This window comes from Mesonia sediminis (assembly GCF_042684705.1).
Taxonomy (GTDB): Bacteria; Bacteroidota; Bacteroidia; order Flavobacteriales; family Flavobacteriaceae; genus Mesonia; species Mesonia sediminis.
The window spans coordinates 384,201-401,842 of the sequence record NZ_JBHULZ010000041.1 but is presented as its reverse complement, the minus strand read 5'-3'; the positions used below and the strand labels follow the sequence as shown (position 1 = coordinate 401,842).

General features: G+C 36.2%; 14 protein-coding genes. 4 read left to right on the top strand and 10 right to left on the bottom strand.

Annotated features, from left to right (window positions below):
- Positions 1–2 precede the first annotated feature (2 nt).
- Entirely contained in the window at positions 3–2,072 is a 2,070-nt protein-coding gene (locus ACFSQ0_RS09845) for a M13 family metallopeptidase (RefSeq protein WP_379047624.1), read from the top strand.
- Positions 2,073–2,157: 85 nt separating this feature from the next.
- Here the strand turns inward: ACFSQ0_RS09845 and ACFSQ0_RS09840 are convergent, their stop codons facing one another.
- The 8 genes from ACFSQ0_RS09840 to aspS all read right to left on the bottom strand — a co-directional run bounded on the left by ACFSQ0_RS09840 (position 2,158) and on the right by aspS (position 10,101).
- Positions 2,158–2,973: an SDR family NAD(P)-dependent oxidoreductase gene (locus ACFSQ0_RS09840; RefSeq protein ID WP_379047621.1), complete on the bottom strand. Its 816-nt coding sequence runs from the start codon at positions 2,971–2,973 to the stop codon at positions 2,158–2,160.
- Positions 2,970–3,242, bottom strand: a complete 273-nt coding sequence (locus tag ACFSQ0_RS09835) for a hypothetical protein (RefSeq protein WP_379047617.1) — start codon at positions 3,240–3,242, stop codon at positions 2,970–2,972. The genes ACFSQ0_RS09840 and ACFSQ0_RS09835 overlap by 4 nt, the downstream gene beginning before the upstream one ends.
- A 4-nt stretch (positions 3,243–3,246) precedes the next feature.
- On the bottom strand, positions 3,247–5,532 hold the full coding sequence (locus tag ACFSQ0_RS09830; protein WP_379047614.1) for a M20/M25/M40 family metallo-hydrolase: 2,286 nt from the start codon (positions 5,530–5,532) through the stop codon (positions 3,247–3,249).
- 1 nt (position 5,533) lies between these two features.
- Positions 5,534–5,884, bottom strand: a complete 351-nt coding sequence (locus ACFSQ0_RS09825) for a hypothetical protein (protein ID WP_147861696.1) — start codon at positions 5,882–5,884, stop codon at positions 5,534–5,536.
- A 90-nt stretch (positions 5,885–5,974) separates the two neighbouring features.
- On the bottom strand, positions 5,975–6,169 hold the full coding sequence (locus ACFSQ0_RS09820; protein ID WP_147862006.1) for a cold-shock protein: 195 nt from the start codon (positions 6,167–6,169) through the stop codon (positions 5,975–5,977).
- Between the two features lie 61 nt (positions 6,170–6,230).
- Positions 6,231–6,512, bottom strand: a complete 282-nt coding sequence (locus ACFSQ0_RS09815) for a hypothetical protein (RefSeq protein ID WP_379047610.1) — start codon at positions 6,510–6,512, stop codon at positions 6,231–6,233.
- 7 nt (positions 6,513–6,519) lie between these two features.
- The gene (locus ACFSQ0_RS09810) at positions 6,520–8,289 is read right to left on the bottom strand and encodes a chloride channel protein (RefSeq protein WP_379047607.1); all 1,770 of its coding nucleotides are present in this window, start codon (positions 8,287–8,289) and stop codon (positions 6,520–6,522) included.
- Positions 8,290–8,352: 63 nt separating this feature from the next.
- Complete coding sequence (aspS, locus tag ACFSQ0_RS09805; protein WP_379047605.1) at positions 8,353–10,101, bottom strand: aspartate--tRNA ligase; 1,749 nt, start codon at positions 10,099–10,101, stop codon at positions 8,353–8,355.
- Between the two features lie 211 nt (positions 10,102–10,312).
- On the opposite strand from aspS, the gene ACFSQ0_RS09800 reads away from it, so the two are divergent.
- Together ACFSQ0_RS09800 and hflX are read left to right on the top strand one after the other, a co-directional pair.
- On the top strand, positions 10,313–10,669 hold the full coding sequence (locus tag ACFSQ0_RS09800; protein ID WP_379047602.1) for a toxin-antitoxin system YwqK family antitoxin: 357 nt from the start codon (positions 10,313–10,315) through the stop codon (positions 10,667–10,669).
- Positions 10,670–10,848: 179 nt separating this feature from the next.
- Complete coding sequence (gene hflX, locus ACFSQ0_RS09795; RefSeq protein ID WP_379047600.1) at positions 10,849–12,072, top strand: GTPase HflX; 1,224 nt, start codon at positions 10,849–10,851, stop codon at positions 12,070–12,072.
- Positions 12,073–12,122: 50 nt separating this feature from the next.
- Here the strand turns inward: hflX and ACFSQ0_RS09790 are convergent, their stop codons facing one another.
- Together ACFSQ0_RS09790 and ACFSQ0_RS09785 are read right to left on the bottom strand one after the other, a co-directional pair.
- Positions 12,123–13,529, bottom strand: coding sequence for a DUF5689 domain-containing protein (locus ACFSQ0_RS09790; protein WP_379047597.1), 1,407 nt, complete (start codon positions 13,527–13,529; stop codon positions 12,123–12,125).
- A gap of 20 nt (positions 13,530–13,549) precedes the next feature.
- Positions 13,550–16,426: a carboxypeptidase-like regulatory domain-containing protein gene (locus ACFSQ0_RS09785; protein ID WP_379047594.1), complete on the bottom strand. Its 2,877-nt coding sequence runs from the start codon at positions 16,424–16,426 to the stop codon at positions 13,550–13,552.
- 128 nt (positions 16,427–16,554) lie between these two features.
- On the opposite strand from ACFSQ0_RS09785, the gene ACFSQ0_RS09780 reads away from it, so the two are divergent.
- Positions 16,555–17,640 (top strand): endonuclease/exonuclease/phosphatase family protein, encoded by a 1,086-nt coding sequence (locus ACFSQ0_RS09780; protein WP_379047591.1) that lies wholly within the window; start codon positions 16,555–16,557, stop codon positions 17,638–17,640.
- The last annotated feature ends 2 nt before the right edge of the window (positions 17,641–17,642 follow it).

Below are 17,642 nucleotides of genomic sequence, written 5' to 3'. Positions count from 1 at the left end.
TAATGAAAACAAGATTAAAACCCCATTTGTTGGTTTTAGCTGGTGGTTTAGCATTATTTTCTTGCAAAGAAAATACTCAACAACTAGCACAATCGACAGAAAATGCCACACCCGGTATCGAATTGCAATATATGGATACCTTGGTAAGCCCAAAAGATAACTTTTATCAATATGTAAACGGAACTTGGCTACGAGAAACTAAAATCCCGGAGGACAGAACTTCTTGGGGAGGTTTCCAAGTATTAAGGCAAAGTACAGACAACGATGTATTGGCAATAATCGACAAAGCGATTGAAAACGAAACCTATACTCCAGACACCGATCAAGCTAAGGCTCTATTTTTGTTTAAATCTAAACTAGACACCCTTGCACGAAATGAGGCTGGTATTACTCCTATTGAGCCAGTACTTGAGCAAATAGAGAAGATACAAAGCATTGCAGAATTACAAGAAGTATTAGCAAAGAATCCTACAGCAGTTTCGGCTCCATTTTTTAGTTTAGGAGCTTATGCCAACCCTTCAAATTCAAATATTAATGCTGCCTATCTCGCCCCTGATGGTCTTGGTTTACCCGATAGAGATTATTACGTCAAAGATGATGCAGACTCAAAAGCTATTCGAGAAGATTACAAAGCCTATATTGCTAAAATGTTAGTTATGATAGGTGAGGACGAAGAAAGCGCTAAAGCTCAAGCAGAAACTATTTTAGCTTGGGAAACCAAACTCGCCGAGCCTAGATTAGATAAGGTACAAAGCCGCGACTTTAGAAACTTTAACAATCCCACCTCAATAGAGGAATTGCAGCAAATGGTTCCGGCTATAGATTGGAGAAAATACTTTACAGAACTTGGAGTTGAAAAAGAATTAGACACTGTACTGGTTATGCAACCTAAATACATGGCTACCGTACAACAAGTATTACAACCAGAAAACCTAAAAGAAATTAAAACCTTAATGCGTTGGGCAACTCTAAACAATGCTTCTAGTCAATTAAGTACAGATTTAGAGCAAGCCAGCTGGGAGTTTTACAGCAAACGTTTAAATGGTGCTCAGAAAATGAGACCTGCTAGAGAGCGTGCTTTAGCGACTGTAAATAACGCTATCGGCGAAGCCCTAGGCCAATTGTATGTAGATGAAAAGTTTCCGCCAGAAGCAAAAGCAAAGGCTAAAGAAATGATAGACAACGTAATTACAGCCTACCAAGACCGAATTGAGCAATTAGACTGGATGAGTGCAGAAACCAAGAAGAAAGCTATTGAGAAGCTAGACAAATTTACGGTTAAAATCGGATATCCAGATCAGTGGGAAGATTACTCTGATTTAAACGTAACACAAGACAATAGTTACTATGCCAATATGCAAGCCATATCTCAATGGGCTATGCAAGATAATTTGGCCGAAATTTATGAGCCTGTAGACAAAAGTAAATGGGGAATGTCTCCTCAAACAGTGAATGCTTACTTTAACCCTATGTTTAACGAAATTGTATTTCCTGCGGCGATTTTACAACCCCCATTTTATAATTACAAAGCAGATGCTGCAGTAAATTATGGTGGAATCGGGGCAGTAATAGGTCATGAAATTTCACATGCTTTTGATGACAGTGGTGCACGCTTTGACGCCGAAGGAAATTTAAACAACTGGTGGACAGATAAAGATTTAGAAGAATTCACAAAGCGAGGAAACCAATTGGCCGAACAATACAGCGCAATCGAAGTTTTAGACAGCGTATATATCAACGGTAAATTTACGTTAGGTGAAAACATTGGCGACCTAGGCGGCGTTTTAGGAGCTTATGACGGATTACAACGCCACTTTAAAGAGCATGGTAGACCCGAGAATATCGATGGATTTACTCCCGAACAACGCTTTTTCTTATCCTGGGCTACTGTTTGGAGAACCAAATCTCGTGAAGAAGCCTTACGTTCACAAATAAAGACAGATCCGCATTCTCCAGGGCAATATAGAGCTTACGTACCTTTGCAAAATGTTGATGCATTTTACGAAGCATTCGACATAAAAGAAGGCGATTCTATGTATGTTGCTCCATCAAATCGCGTGAGAATCTGGTAAAAAAGATCTCCTAACAGCTATTATAATAAAATGGGTGGTTTGAAAATCAAACCACCCATTTTATTTATTAGTAACTAAATTAAGCCTAAGGTTGTTGTAAGAAATCAATTTCTAATATGCGTCTTGTCTCTTCTGATGAAACGTATTTACCTGCAGAAACTGCTGAACTGCTAAAGCGGGGAGACGTTAACCGCAACTCTTTGGCTTTAGCATTATAATATTGCTCCTTACTCGGGTGTGAAGGAAAAACACCGTGAAATATTTGTGCCTCCACTTGTTTCTCTAAACAGGCTATAAGCAGTCTTATGCAGTCTTGTTGCTGAATCAAGTTGACTGGTGCTTGACCATTTAGCAAATCTTTTCTTCCTGCTAAAAAATGAATAGGATGGCGGTCGGGACCGATTAGCCCTCCAAAACGAATAATTTTAGTATCAAAAGCCGTTTGCCCCAATAATAACTCTTCAGCCCGAATTAACTCCAACCCATTTCTGCTTGTGGCGTTAGGGATTGATGTTTCTGTATAACTACTGGGTGGTGAGGTATCCAGAAATACGCTGATAGAGCTTACAAAAAAAATACGCTTTAAATGTGCCTGTTTAAGCATAGGAATAAGCAGCCTTAATTTACTCACGAAGCTATTGTTTGGGTTTTTTCGCAAGCCTGGAGGCACATCTATAATTAGACAATTAATGTCCTGTAAAAACTCATCTACCTCGCCTATAATCGAATCTTCGGTAAGTTTCACAACGTGAGCTGAAATACCAATATCTCGCAGCTTATTTATTTTACTTTTTCGAGTAGTTGTACCTTTTACTCGATAACCCAATCGCAAAAGTTCTTTGGCCAAGGGAAGGCCTAACCAGCCACAACCTAATATTCCTATTACCGGTTTTTCTTTCATTTTTGTTTATTTTTAAACTCTAAATACTCTTTGTCTTTGCGTTTAAAATCAAAAAAAGCTACCAAACAACCAAAAAGGCTATGGGTTAGCAAAAAAAAGAACCAACGCAATGCATTGAGTTCACTCATTTGAAAATTAGCATTTACCAATTCAATAAAAGTGGATACTGGAAGGGCAAAGATCAAAAATCCGTAAAGAAAAACATAGTATCTGGGCGACTGTCGCTTTTTCTCCCATTGCGCTATTCGTTTCTTAAAATCCTTTGACATAAGTTTATTTTAATTCTATAATTTGTTGGGTTATGATGGCATCATTTAAAATAAAAGGCTTTGGCATTTGGTCTGTACTTCGTGGTTTAATCGTAAATTTTTGCTGACTTAACAGGTTATTACTAGCCTCAAACAGCGTTAATTGAGCCGCCTTGTCTTTGGGTAATTCAATTTCTATTCGCAACGTGTCGTTATCTACCAAATAGTAGGTTAATAAAGACTCTCGTTTATTTTTATAGTACGCTAAAGCGGAATTTTTAATCGTTTTTTCATTTATTTTAAGACTTAAAACCTCAAGATCTTTAGGCTTAGTAATCTCAATTCGATTAAGGTCACGCTGAGGTGTAATAGTTAGTTTATATCTTGTACTGATTGAATTTGAATCTTTACTTTTTATGCTTACTTGGGCGGGTTTAAATGGGAGAATGGGCGCTTGTTTTTCAAAAGTAAAAGGCATTTGGTATTTACTATCAAACAAACTGGCTTTTTGTATGCGATCTTGAGCATCAAAAATTTGCTGAGTAAAACTATCAAGATGCTCGTCATAACTGTACCAGTTAGCCTGATTTTCATTTACATCAAAAACATAAAGCAAACTATTGGGTTTAGGTCGTAGTTCATTAAAGTCACTTTTTAAGTGAATAACAATTATAGCCAACAATCCGATAAAAATAAAAGCAAAACCTACCGGTTTTTTATACTCTAATTCTAACCACGAAGCTTGCAACCCGACAAAGATAAAATATATAAGTAAGGCACTTACAGGCAGCACATTTAACCCTAATCCGACTGGAAAAAATTGAACTAAAGGCGCAAAAATTAAAAGTGAAGGAAGGCCAAAAAGAGCTAAGAGAAATAGGTTTTTAATTTGAAAAAGACGCAAACCGAAGGCTGCCAAAGCAAAGTAAAATGCAAAAATAAAATAAAACGCTCCGGGTAATATAAAAGCTATTAAAGTACAAATCAATAAAATCAACACAATTCCTGGTAAAAGTGTGCTGGTGCGCTGATTAAAATTTGAGCTTTTTTTAGGATAAGATAAAAAATGAGCTAAAGCCAAACTCAGGGCACTAATAGCCAAAATATACCAATGTCCATTATAAGTAAAACCGTTTAAATTTTCTTGAACACTGGGGTAAATTAGTTTAGAAACAAACCATATGAGCCAAGAAAAACCTAGACCTAATATCAAAAAAAGTAGTAAGCTCTTGAATGATTTTGCTACCTCTGCAAAAGAAATTAATTTTTGCCTAAATCCGTAAAGGCATAAGGCGATTAATACTATCCAACCCAAAATTAATAAGGGTAAAATATAAGCAAATGGAAAGTAAACCATATCAACAACAGGAAGATCAAAGTAAACCATATCTTCCTCACTTGGTAATGTCGCCAAGTCAATCTCTGCAAAGTGCGGTAAAAGTTGTTCCAAATAACTAGCTTGATGCAACAAAGAAGTATCATCTAAATTCTTTGCCGTGTCATTTGCCGTGTGATAATCAAAATGATCATCAATAAAAGCAAAGAAAAAACTAGGTATATCTTTTTGTTCTCTAAAAACAGTTGCATCAGTATCGTTGGGTAGTTTTTTATAAACACTATACATTAGTGAGTTTGCTAATGGGTATTTTGTTTTAGCCTTTGAGAACTCACTTATTAAAGTTTTGTTACCACTATTACTTTCTATTATAGTATTTGAGGGACCCCCGCTTCCTCTAGCTTCAAAATTAAGCACTAGCCCAATCTCATCTGCCCAAGGATGATCATCAACAAATAGGGCAGCTCCGTTTAAGCCTACCTCTTCTGCATCGGTAAATAAAATAATGATATCATTTTTAGGCTTATTTTCTTGAGCCAAAAAATTCCTCAAAACCTCTAAAATTGTTGCTACTCCAGATGCGGCATCACTAGCGCCAAATGAAGAGTGCACGGCACTATCATAGTGCGTCATAACTAGAAGAGCCTTTCTATCTGGTTCACTACCCTCTATTCGAGTAATTATATTTTCTGGAGCCGTAAACTGACCAACTTCATTTAAGGTATAATCTTTTTGTGTATGAACACTTAGACCTAAAGATTGTAATTGCTCTACTATATATTTTTTTACTTGACCGTGGTAAGAAGTTCCGATACTATGCGGCTCTTTAGCAATTATCTTTATATGTTGTTTAGCCTTCTCTAAATCGAAATGCTCTAGCTGACTATCATTTTTTGGAGTAAGGCTATAAAAACTATAAAAACAAACTCCAACAAAGAGTAAGTATACCAACAGGCTGCTGATTTTATTTTTCATATCAAGAGTTGTTTTTTACCAAAGCAAAATAATCATTTTCAAGAGGCAAATAACCTTGATCATAGACAAAATAATAAACCGTTCCTTTCTTTGTAGTATAAATACTAGTAAAATAAGTAAAATCGAAGCCTAAGTTTTCTAGTTTCTGCTTGGTGGTTTTAGATTTCTTTTCGGGATTTAAGCGCTGTAGTATTCGGTAGTTCTTACGTAACCTATTGTTTACATTACGCATAAGGTTATTAGCGTCTTTATTAAGCCGATTATTATAGGCGTTTCTGCAGTAATCACCACAAAATTTTTTATCTGCGCGGCCGCGCATTGCCTCACCACACTCTACACATTGTTTTTGCATAGTTTAAATATACTAATTTTTAAAGCAAAAACAACGCATAAAAAAAGCACCATAAAAATGGTGCTTTAAGAAAACTTAAAATAATAAATATTATTCAATCACGCGAACTTCTGTCGCAGTCATTCCTTTTCTTCCTTCACTTTCAACGTACTCTACACGGTCCCCTTCGTTCAAAGAGTCACCTTCTAAACCAGTTACGTGCACAAAGATATCTCTACCTGTATCTTCGTTTGTAATAAAACCATAACCTTTTGATTCGTTGAAAAATTTAACTGTACCTTCCATTGTAAAAATAAAATAATTAATAATGCACAAAAGTACAATATAAATTGAGAAACCAATTTTTTTAATCCAAATTATTTTCTTCTTTTTTATAGAATTTTAAATCATCAACCCTTTTTTCTTTCATTTTTTTAATATTTTCAGGGGTTAGCATATAATCTTTTAGACTCCTACTTTTTGATCTTTGGTACAAAAAAAGTGGCATTACAATAAATATTCCTAAAACTAGCGAAGAACCTATTAGAACATTTGCCAATTTTTCATTTATTTCATTTTGCTGCATAATTAAGCCTGCTGCTAAGCCCGAAACCATTAAAATAAATAAGAGTTTAATTGCTGTTTTCATTGGATTATTAATAAGTGATTAATTTTCGGCGGTAAGCCGTTAAGAGTTTAGATTTAGAAACAAATCCTATATACTTTCCTTGTTTAAGAACAGGAAGATTCCACGCAGCACTGTTTTGAAATTTCAACATAATTTGTTGCATATGATCTTGCTCATAGTCTATAAAATCTGGCGGGTCGTGCATCAAAAATTCAACTAAGACAGATTCATATTTGTCTTGATCAAACATAATGTCTCTAATATCATCTAGTGTAATTACACCTATCAATTTTTCATCCTCATCGACCACTGGATACAAGTTTCTTTTTGACTTTACCACTGCTTTAAATAGCATATCTTTTAAGGTCATCCCAGGTTTTAAGATAATGAAATTAGTTTCTATAATCGAATCCAAATTCAATAAAGTTAAAACCGATTGATCTTTATCTAAAGTTAGCAGTGCGTTCTTTTCTTTTAGTTCTTTAGTGTAAATATTACTTTCTTGATAAGATTTTGAAATCATAAAGGCGGTACCCACAACAAGCATCAAGGGTATAAATAATTGATAACCGCCAGTGACTTCGGCTATTAAAAACATTGCTGTTAAGGGTGCTTGCAAGACCCCTGCCATAAGTCCGGCCATACCCAACATAGCAAAATTATTGCTAGGTAAGATAAAACCTAATTGTTTGCAGAAATTAACGTAAAAACTACCCAAAACCGTTCCTAAAAACAATACGGGAGCAAAGACTCCTCCTACCCCTCCACCACTTAAGGTTACGGCGGTTGCTAATGGTTTTAAGAATATCAAACCTGCCATTAAACTTAATACCACCCAAGTAGACTGTTGGTCTGGAAAAAGAAAGCTGTCTAAAGCCGTTTCATAATCCTGACTAATGATATTATTCATAAACTCAAAACCTTCACCATATAAAGGTGGAACCAAATAGGTTAAAACGCCCAAAATTATACCGGCTAGGATAACGCGAAATATTGGTTTTTGTACTTTACGGAATTGATTCTCGGTTTTAAAATAAACCATTGTAAAATAGATGGAAACCATTCCGGCAAAAAGGCCTAAAAAAATATAAAAAAGTAAGTTGCTTATTTCAAAATGTTGAATCTCATTGAGGTTTACGATATACTGCTCTCCTATGAGTAGCAATCTTGTAAGAACCGCCGAAACCGATGCAATAAGTAAGGGTAACATAGAAGTAAAGGTTAATTCTAGACTAAAAACTTCAAGAGCAAATAGAATAGCCGCAATAGGGGCTTTAAAAATAGCCGAAAGGGACCCGGCTGCGGCACACACCAACAAAAGTTTTCTGGTTTGAGCTTTCATATGAAAAAGGTCACTTATACCAGAACCAAAAGCAGCTCCCGTTGCGACAGATGGGCCCTCTAACCCCACAGAACCACCAAAACCTACTGTTAACGGTGCGGTAATTAAAGAAGTAAATAAATTAGATCGATTTACTTTACCCTCCTTTTTGCTCATAGCAAACAAAGCCATGGGTATTCCGTGCGCTACTTTGGTCTTGATTACTATTTTTTTTACTAAAAAGGTAAGTAAAAGACCTATCAAAGGAAAAATAAAATACCAATAACGATGGTAACTAGCCACTACTCCATACTCAAAGATTGCAGATATAAAATGCGTTAAATTCTTAAGTATTACAGCAGAAAACCCTGCCGCCAAACCAACCAGTATAGCCAAGAAATTGATAAAATTCTTATCTGAAATATTTTTATATCGCCATTTTAAAAAGCGCTTAAAGAATTTCTTATTACTTGGCATGGTTTAAACAATTTAACGCCTTACCTAAAATAGCAAAAAAAACCTGCTTTCGCAGGATTTTTTTTATAGGGTTATTTTTAGGTTTAACTCTTTTAGTTGTTCTTCATCTAAGGGCGCTGGGGCATCTATCATTACATCTCGGCCAGCATTGTTTTTAGGAAAAGCGATAAAGTCTCTTATACTTTCTTGTCCACCTAGAATAGCCACCAATCGATCTAAGCCAAAAGCTAGACCACCATGCGGTGGCGCTCCGTACTGAAAAGCATCCATTAAAAACCCAAATTGTGCCTGAGCTTCTTCGGGGCTAAAACCTAAGTAGTCAAACATTTTAGATTGTGTTTCTTTATCGAAAATTCGTATTGAACCTCCTCCTATTTCATTCCCGTTGAGCACCAGATCATAGGCATTGGCTTTTACGGCTCCTGGGTCTGTTGCTAATAAAGCTAATTGGCCCGGTTTTGGGGCTGTGAAAGGATGGTGCATGGCGTGGTAACGTTTGGTTTCTTCATCCCATTCGAGCAATGGAAAATCGATTACCCACAACGGAGCAAATTCATCGGGTTTTCTAAGACCTAAGCGTTCGGCCATTTCCATACGTAAGGCACTGAGTTGCGCACGTACTTTTGCTGTTTCTCCAGACAATATACATATTAGATCGCCTGGTTTTGCCTGGGTTTTCTTGGCCCAAGCTTCTAAATCTGATGCATCGTAAAACTTATCTACAGAAGACTTAAAGCTACCATCTTTATTATATTTTACGTAAACCATTCCTTGTGCTCCTACTTGTGGCCTTTGCACCCATTTAATCAATTTGTCAATTTCTTTGCGACTATAATCGGCGGCACCTGGTACTGCAATACCCACTACTAATTCGGCATCATTAAATACTTTAAACGCTTTATGTTTAGCTACGTCATTCAATTCGCCAAACTGCATTCCAAACCGAATATCTGGCTTATCATTACCATATAAGCGCATGGCTTCATCATAGGTGATTCTAGGAAATTTCTCAACGTCTACCCCATTAATTTCTTTTAATAGATGCTTTGTAAGCGATTCAAAAATAGTAAGAACATCCTCCTGCTCTACAAAAGCCATTTCACAATCAATTTGTGTGAATTCTGGCTGCCGATCTGCCCGCAAGTCTTCATCTCTAAAGCATTTTACAATTTGAAAGTACTTATCTAAACCGCCCACCATTAGCAATTGCTTAAAGGTTTGCGGGCTTTGTGGTAAGGCATAGAACTCGCCTTCATTCATACGACTAGGCACTACAAAATCTCGTGCTCCCTCTGGTGTTGACTTGATTAAATAAGGTGTTTCTACCTCTATAAAGCCTTCATTCGCCAAAAAGTTTCTTACCGCCATACTCACTTGGTGACGAAAAACCAATTTATTTTTTACAGGATTTCGCCTAATATCGAGGTAACGAAATTTCATTCGTAAGTCTTCTCCTCCATCCGTTTCATCCTCAATTGTAAAAGGTGGAGTTTTGGCGGCATTTAACACTTCTAACTCTTGCACCAAAATCTCTATTTCTCCGGTTGGAATGTTCGGATTTTTAGATTCTCGTTCAATGACTTGACCTTTAATTTGTATTACAAATTCGCGCCCTAAGGTTTTAGCCAAATCCATCACAGATTCTGGCGTACGCTCTTCGTCAAAAATTAGCTGGGTGAGTCCATAGCGATCTCGCAAATCAACCCAAATCATAAATCCTTTATCTCTTACTTTTTGCACCCAACCAGATAGTGTAACCTGTTGACCTTTATCTTGAATCCGTAAAGACCCGTTTGTATGTGTTCTGTACATTTTTTGCCGAAATTTTTGACAAAAATAAGAAGTAACTTAATCTCTTGCTACCAAATTAGAAAATAAAAATGTATGTAGATTAAAATAACATAAAAGTTCAACCTTATGAATTTCAGTATTTTAAACACTCAATGTTAAGTTTATGTTACCAAATGGTTTATTTATTGTAAATTATGATTATCTTAGATAATAAGTTATAAAAGAAATACAGATGAAAAATTTAATCTTAGGTACGTTTCTCTTGGCAGGAACAACACTTTTTGCGCAAAAAATATCTCCAGATTTCGAACAAGAGGATACCGTGATAAAAGGTACATTTTATTATGAAGATGGAGCAGTAAAACAAAAAGGGACTTATAAAAATGGAAAACTACATGGGCAATGGGTTATGTATGCGCCAGATGGATCTAAAATGGCTATCGCCCATTATGAAAAAGGTAAGAAAGTTGGGCAATGGTTTTACTATCAAGACCAGGATTTAACACAAATAATTTACACAGATAATAGGATAGCCGAGGTGAGCCAATGGAAAGATAGAAACATCGTTTACAGCCAATCTAACAAATAAATAGTTTTAGGCTGCCAATATTGGCAGCTTTTTTTTTGGCATGATATTTTCTAATTTAAAACAAAAGGTATAGACCAATGCATCCTTACGCACTATGAAAATGGTTTAGACGTGTATTGTGAAGAAAATCAATGTTTGGAAGCTGGCTTTTTGTATTTTTGAATTAAGAAAATAGATTTATGTTAGAAAAAGAAAATATTGAATATGAAAAATCTGTGCTTATTGGGATTATTACTCAGCATCAAGACGAAGAAAAATCCCGAGAGTATCTTGATGAATTAGAGTTTTTGACTTACACAGCTGGCGGAGAAGTATTAAAACGCTTTACCCAAAAATTAGATGTTCCTAATCCAAAAACGTTTATTGGGACCGGCAAGATGGAAGAAGTAAAACAATTTGTAGATGCCAATGATATAGGAACAGCTATTTTTGATGATGAATTGAGCCCAGCTCAACAGAAAAACATTGAGAAAATTTTAAAATGTAAGGTGGTTGATCGTACTTATCTTATTCTTGATATTTTTGCTCAACGTGCCAAAACCAGTTATGCCCGTACGCAGGTAGAATTGGCACAATATGAATATTTGTTGCCTCGACTAGCGGGATTGTGGACACACTTAGAAAGACAGCGAGGAGGTATTGGAATGCGCGGACCCGGTGAAACCGAAATAGAGACCGATAGACGTATAGTGCGCGATAAAATATCGCAATTAAAAGACAAGCTTAAGACCATAGACAAACAGATGTCTGTGCAACGTGGCAATCGTGGACAGCTGGTTCGTGTTGCTTTAGTTGGGTATACCAATGTAGGCAAGTCAACATTAATGAATGTAATTAGTAAAAGTGATGTCTTCGCAGAGAACAAATTGTTTGCAACTTTAGATACTACGGTACGTAAAGTAGTAATACGCAATCTTCCTTTCTTATTAACTGATACTGTTGGATTTATAAGAAAACTACCCACCCAATTGGTTGAATCTTTTAAGTCTACTCTAGACGAGGTGCGTGAGGCAGATTTGTTATTGCATATTGTCGATATATCGCATCCTAACTTTGAGGATCATATTGAATCGGTAAATCAAATTTTAAGTGAGATTGAAGGCAAAGACAAACCTACTATTATGGTCTTTAATAAGATTGATGCCTATGAACCAGAAACCATTGATGAAGATGATTTAATAACCGAAAAAACTAAGGCTCATTATTCTCTTGCAGAATGGAAACGAACATGGATGAGCAAAGTGGGGGATGACGTACTCTTTATTTCGGCCATAAATAAGGAAAATATAGAGGAGTTTAGAAAAAAGGTCTACGAGGCTGTTCGTGAAATTCATATCACTCGCTTCCCATATAACAATTTCTTGTATCCTGAATATGATGCCTATACTGGAGAAGAGCAATAAAAAAGCGGCCAAATGGCCGCTTTTTTATTGTTTACTTGTAGCTATTTTAATTATTCAAAATCTACCGTAATGTTATTTAGCTCGTATGTTCCGTCTTGAGCTTGTTGGGTGCTTCCAATATATTTGAAGGCAATATAGGCTTTCCCTTCAATACAAGAAAGATCTACAACCCCAGAGCTTACTACATTTTTGTAAAATTCGCCATCATCAACAACGGTGGCCGCAGACAATTCGCCCCAGTCGGCGTCATTAATAGTATTTACGTCGCCATCCCAGTTGGTAGACAACATCACTCTTAGGTTACTATCGTCTGAAAAACTATTTGAAGTATCAAACATAAGCGTTTCGTTGTCTTGTGTATCAAAGTCTATTTGCGGAGTAATTAACCATGCAATATTGCTTTGGTCACCCGAGTTGAATGCTTGCATTCTAACAGCTTTACCCATAGAGGGTACGTTTTCGCTATCGGTAAAAACCTCCCAAGAACGCGAACCTGCTTCTGCATAGTTTACCCATCCACTTATATTTGCAAGACCATTAGCCTGGGCTTCAAAATCTTCATTTAAAATATTTTGACTTCCTTGAGTAGCTGCAATACCACAATCATAGGTAAGCGGATCGCAACGTTCTGCATTCATATTATAATCTGCCGGTGAATTTATAGCGATAACATATTTTTCATCACGATAATCCCTAGATAACACTCCGTTTAAGGTACCACTACCTTTAGGTAATTTTAAGCCTTTAAAATCGGCAAAAGTACTTGTACTTAAAGTGGTTGTAGCATCTGCTGTACAACTTTCTAGAATACGCTCGCCATCAAAACTATCTTCAGATTCAGAGGCAAAACTTAAATTTGCATCTATTTGTGCTTTGGAAAACTGCACATTATCCAATTGGATGAATAAGTTCTCATAAGCATCAGAAAATTGATTAATGCTGATTGGCAAGGGTACTATTTCGGCTATTTCTGTACTTCTTATGATTTGCTTTTCAAACTGAGCAGGTGCTTCATCAATAAAATTACCATCGGGCACTCCTAAGGTTACCACACCGTTAGAAACCCCTATAGTAAATCCGTCAAGGCCAACATAAATCTTCTGTCCTACTTGATAACGGGTAAATAAAGAATTTACAAATAAAGCAACTTTAATACCCGCTGTTGGGTTTTCTGGTTTGTTCTGTAAAATAATCTCTCTAAAAAAGTTACCTGCTTCGTCTGAAGAAATCACGTAACCTTCTAAATATTGGTTGGTTTCTGAAAAAGTAAATTGCTCATTATCGTTTTGAGCAAACTCACCTAGAACAGACTCAATAGAAACGATTGTACCAGGAATCTCAATATCTTTAACATCTGTATTAGGCACATCGTAATCATCATCTTGCACACACGAAGTGGCAAATCCTGCTAAAAATAGCGAAAGGAATAAGAATTTTGTGAATGGTATGGTTTTCATAATCGTGTTGTATTTTCTAATTAAAATCTTAAGTATAAATTTAAATAATAGGTTGTTCCGTAACCAAAAAAGTAGCGGTTACCAAAAATTGGTCCATTTTCCCGAGCTTTATCTTCGGCTAAATTGGTAAAGTTAGAATTTCTAGATTGCTCAAAACCACCCGTTTTATATTCGGTATCAAAAACGTTATTTATGGTCGCAAAAAAACCAACAAAATATTGATTTATTTTCCAAGATTTACCACCAACGATGTTTACTAAAGTGTAATCGCCAAAGTTTTCTTGGGCTAGCAATTGTTTTGCTTTGGCAGGATCATAGTCATTTCTAGGTAAGCCGTCATAATCTAAATCGAAGTTAGCCGATCTGTTCAATGAAGAGATGTCAATGTAAGCATCGTCAAAGTAGTTTGCCGTTACACCAATCCACCAGTAGTCTGGATCTCTATATTCAAAACCTACTTGAAAAGCTTTTTCTGGTCCTCCAGCAACGTGATAGTCTTTTAAATTTGTCTTGCCATCACCAAAGCGTACTTCTCCATTTTCGTTTACATTTGACATAGCAGGATTAAAGTCATCACTGGTTAAATATAGATCTGGATTATTAGTATAGACATATTGACCGTATGATCCCGCAGCCTTAAGCTTAATGGTGGGGGTAACTTGGGCTTCTATACCAAACTCTGCCCCCATATTTCTTCTATCTATTCCGGTAACTACCTCTTGTACAAAGGCATCCCCTTCATCTATACCAAAACCAGAAAGATCTTGTGTAAAGTAAAAACCAATATCTGTACCGTCTTGAAAACCAGTGTAAAAACCAGTTAATCTTGCTTTCACTTTAGGAGTTCTATAAATATAACTCACGTCTGCTGAAGTAATTTTCTCTGATTCTAGCCCTGTTACAACATTATTATTTTGTCTGGCATTGCTAAAAGAGTTTCTTATACTAGGAGCTGTGGTGTAATATCCTGTATTAGCGCTAACTAGATGACGACCTGAAACTTTATAAGTAGCTCCGGCTTTTGCCCCAAAATTAGTAAAATCTAATTTCTCACTTTTGCCAAAACTATTATCTAAAAAGTAACCGTTTTTATACTTACCATCACGTTGGTAAGTTGTATTTGAAACGTTTCCGGCGATATAGCCATCTACCCTTTTGTACTTGAATTGGGCTTGTGCAAATGCAGTGGCTACATTAGCTCTAATATCATAATTGTATTTATAGCGGTCTCCTTCTCTCGCAATTCTATTGGGATTATTAACATCGCTTTGCGCCAAATCATTGATTCCTGAAGTTTCGATATTTTGAGGCTCTTCGGCAAAGAAGTCAACATCTAAATAGCCAGTACCTCCCAATAAATCTTTAACTTCGGCATAGTTCTCACTGAGTAAACCTCTGTAATTTAAAGAGGCGTTTAAAGTAATATTCTGGTTCACGTCTGAGGTAAAAATAGTATTTGCCGTAAACTGGGTATCATCTTGTCTGTCGTTTTGGATAATATAAATAGAATTTCCACCCTTTGCTCTAGCTATGGCATTGGCCTCATATAAGCGGTTCCAATTAAGCTGTCCGTCATTTACAAACGCCTCTCTAGCCAAGTATGCAGCTTGATAATCTTTTGCTTCTGGGTTAGGAAAACGCAAATGATAACTGGGTAGATTTTGGTAATATTCTGGTGTAGGGTTATTGCTTCCGCCAACATAGCTTATTTGCCCATCGCTACTTTCGACGATACGCGTACCTCCGTTATCAATTCTCGAGTTGGCAATTTTACCGGTTTGAAAAGCCACGTTGGTATTTAATTTGGATTTATCTGAAATGTTCCAGTAGTGGTTTAACATGACCACTGGCTCTTCTATTTCTTTAACTCTAGAATTTCTAATTTCTCCATCTTGATATCCCCATAAAGGATTGTATTCAATACCCTTTAGGTCTTTAACCTCTTGCGTAATAGCCGTTGCTTTTCCTCGTCTATTAGGCGTAAAAAAAGCAGTTAAATTTAGGCTATGATTGGGATTAATTTGTTTTTCAACTGCAGCAAAAAATGAATTAGCATCATAAAGTGTACCGTCTTTAAAGCCTTCCTCACCAAATCGGCGTGAAGCTAAAAAAGTATAAGACCAACCATTATTTAAAAGACCAGAACTGTAGCTTGCCATTACTCTGCCTTGGTAAGAACGGTTTGAAGCAGCATAAGAAACACGCCCTCCTTTTCTGTATTGAGAGGCGCGCATAATCATATTGGTTGTACCAGCAACACCACCAAAAGTATACTCATTAGCCTCTAGGCCCATGGTGAAAATTTGGTTTCGCTGTACATCATTCAGTCCGCCCCAGCTTGACCATTGCGGTCTACCGTCAAATTGCTTGTTCATTTCGATACCATTTATTAGTACTTTACCATTTTCATTATCAAAACCTCTAGGTCTAAAAAAGGTTGCACTAAAATCAAAAGCAGCAGCATTAAGATAAGTATCTCGAGAAGCTTGTAAAAGTCCCGATAAGTTTGAAGCTGAACTTTCGTCTTCATCTAACTCACTTGCGCTAAGTGAAATTACACCTATTTGCAAATTTTCCTCATTTACATCTACCTTTAAACTTATGGTTTCAAGATCTAAGGTAGCGTTTTCATTAATGATTACGGGAAAACGTTTACTGATGTAGCCCTCTTTTTCAAAAGAGATAACCTGCTCGCCCAAGGGCAAATCAAAACGGTCAAAAATAAATTCTCCCTTTGCATTGGTTTTTAAACTAAGTGTGGTTTCTTCAACACTTACTTCTACATCGGGTAATTCTTCATTGGTAATTGCGTCAACAACTTTCCCCTTAACTATGGTCTGCGCCCATAGACTAGAAGAAATAATCATTAAAGCAAAAAGAAATAATCCTTTTTTCATTTTCTTAATGTAGTTTTCTTAATTATTAAACTATTTGTGCCTAATTTAGCAAATGCAAATTTACATTAAATACTTGCATAACCTACGTAACACGTAAAATTTAAATATTTGTTAAAATACGAAAAATTATGAAAAAGCAGTTTCTTTTATTGGTTTTAGGTCTCTTTCTTATCAGTTGTGGACCCACTGCAACCACCACAAACACTAGCAATACCAAGAAAAGCTATCAAGTAAATACCATTGCATTTTATAATCTAGAAAATCTTTTTGATGCAGAAGACGACCCTTCTAAAAATGATGAATATTCTCCAATCATGGAAATGGACGAGGGCTTAAGGCAAAGCGTTTATCAAAAAAAATTAAAGAATATGGCTTCTGTTATCAAGCAAATTGGTAGCGATGTAGCTCAGAACGCACCAGCCGTAGTTGGAGTTTGTGAGATTGAAAACAAAAAGGTGTTAATAGACTTACTTAATGAGCCCGATTTATTACCTTACAATTACCAAATTGTACATTATGAGTCGCCAGATCGTCGTGGGATTGATGTGGGTTTAATTTATCAGAAAGATCTTTTTCAAGTTTCTAATAGCGTTTCACACGAACTAAAAGTTTTTAGAAGTGACAACCCCGATAAAAAAGTTTATACCCGAGACCAACTTGTAGTAAGCGGTTTTTTGAATGGGGACAAAATGCACTTTATTGTAAATCATTGGCCATCACGAAGCGGTGGCGAAGCACGAAGCAGTTATTTAAGAGAGGCTGCAGCCGATTTAAACAGAAAAATAGCCGATTCTTTACTTGCCATAGACCCCTATGCCAAAATTATTACCATGGGCGATTTCAACGATGGCCCATACAATAAAAGTATTAAAGAGAATTTTGGCGCTAAAGCGGAAAAAGAAAATACTAAGCTAAAAGAATTCTACAACCCATTTGAAAACATGCAAAAATCTGGAATAGGAACAATTGCTTATCGAGATAGCTGGGATCTATTCGACCAAATGTTACTAAGTCACGGATTTTTAGATAAAGATTATAGCACTTATAAATATTACAAAGCGGGGGTTTTTAATCCTCCTTTTCTAGCTACCCCGCGCGGTAAATATAAAGGATACCCCTTTAGAAGTTTCTCTAATGGAGGTTTCTCTGGTGGTTACAGCGATCACTTTCCTGTATTTGTTTACCTAATCAAGGAAATAGATACTTCTCTTTAATT